The following is a 1,646-nucleotide window of genomic DNA, read 5'->3' as shown; positions in this document are numbered from 1 at the left end:
ACTGCGTCCTCACATTATTTAAGATTATAAAAGTATTGCAGCTCATTTAACATATAGTGAAGTCTGCTGATAAAAGGTTGCTTGTGTCTTTTTTATATTTGTCTTAATACTATTTTGTTATGCTTACATTAGAGGGTTGCTTTTTAACATAAAAGAATGACTGTTTTGTTTAATTTCCGTAATAGATTAAAGTGTCATCGTAAGGTTAACTCTATGCCACAATCCGATTGAGCCGAGTGAAGACATTCCATAATCAAATCTGTAATCATAAATATTTATACCCAATCCAGCATTGAAACCGGCAATACCTGCAGCCGGGCCAATTTTCAACTCGCGCCTTTTTTCATTGTTATAGCCAATTCTCAAATTGATTACGTCGCTGAGATAAAATTCACCGCCTACAGAGAAATTTTTGAGACGTGAGGTTATGCTGCCTGCATCTTCATTCAATTTGCTGATTGAAAATTCAAGTCTAAGCGGAAGATGATCTAATTTTTTCGAAATACCGAATTTGACATCCAGAGGCAGTTTTTCTTTTTTATCGTAAAAACTTTTCAATTGAGTCCCAATATTCTGAACCGCAACGCCTACACCGAATTGAGTTTCTCTGTCAAAATATGTAATACCGAAATCCATCGCAGCGGCAAACGAACTGATATCATGAACTCCAGTGTAGATCAGTTTTACATTTAGTCCATAAAAAAGATTTTTCTGGACGCTGTTATTATAGTTAAAAACTGCTGCAATGTCGTTAGCACTAAATGTTCCGAATTTTTTTCCGAAATCATCAGTGAGATCAAAGCTTCCGTAATTCGTGTAAATAATTCCGAATCCGACTCTGCCGATTCCGGTTAAATATGGTGTATATGATAAGTATCCGGAATTAACATCGAGCAGGTTCTTGAAAAAGCCTGCAGAGGCAAGATTTTTCTTTATGAATCCTACATTGGCAGGATTGTAAAACATCACATTTGGGTCGTCCGCATTTGTAATGAAACTACCACCGAGTGCAGCTGAGCGGGCACTGGCATCAAGCCGTAAAAATTCGTATGGAGTTTGAGCAAACGATACGGCAGAGAATAGCAGCAGCGAGAGAAATAAATTGTATGTCTTCATAACAATCCAAAGTTAATTATTAGCAGCGTACAAGGCAATTTAATATTTGTTCCAAATGAAAGATTCATTCACATTAGTGCAAAGAGAAGAAGAGAGGTAACATTATAATTTCTGTAGAGACGCACCGCGGTGCGTCTCTATGTTCGTAAATATTTATCTCAGGTAAATTAACTTCTTTGTTGAACTAAACGAACCTGCAGTTAGTGGATTCGCTCCGCTCACCACAAGTCGATACAAATAGACTCCAGAACTTAATCCATACTTATGTTCTGCTTCAGAAGGAAATGGAATTTCTTAAATTTGTATAATGTAAAAACTTACCTGGATCCATCCGACTTGAGGTTGTGTTCAGGGAGAAAGGAAATTCTTATGAACGAAACACCAAAAAGAGAGAGAAGACATTATTCTTCTGATCAGAAAGTTCTTATTCTTAGAGAACTTCTTGAAAACAATATTCCTATCAGCCAACTTGCTGAAAAATACAACGTACACGTTAATGATATTTACAATTGGAAGAAAAAACTCTTTGA

General features: G+C 36.3%; 2 protein-coding genes. One reads left to right on the top strand and one right to left on the bottom strand.

Translation table 11 applies throughout. The annotated features are described in order from the left end of the window. Nucleotides 1-186 precede the first annotated feature (186 nt). Nucleotides 187-1,116 carry a type IX secretion system protein PorQ gene (gene porQ / locus FJ213_13525; GenBank protein MBM4177173.1) on the bottom strand — a complete coding sequence of 310 codons (930 nt, stop codon included), beginning with the start codon at nucleotides 1,114-1,116 and terminating at the stop codon, nucleotides 187-189. 264 nt (nucleotides 1,117-1,380) lie between these two features. Between porQ and FJ213_13520 the strand changes: the two genes are divergently transcribed. Then, nucleotides 1,381-1,646 (top strand): transposase (locus FJ213_13520; GenBank protein ID MBM4177172.1); only part of this gene is annotated, 266 nt, incomplete at its 3' end.

The organism is Ignavibacteria bacterium (assembly GCA_016873845.1).
Lineage (GTDB): Bacteria > Bacteroidota > Ignavibacteria > Ch128b > Ch128b > JAHJVF01.
Note: the sequence above shows the minus strand (reverse complement) of the source record. Positions and strands in the feature narration are given on the sequence as shown.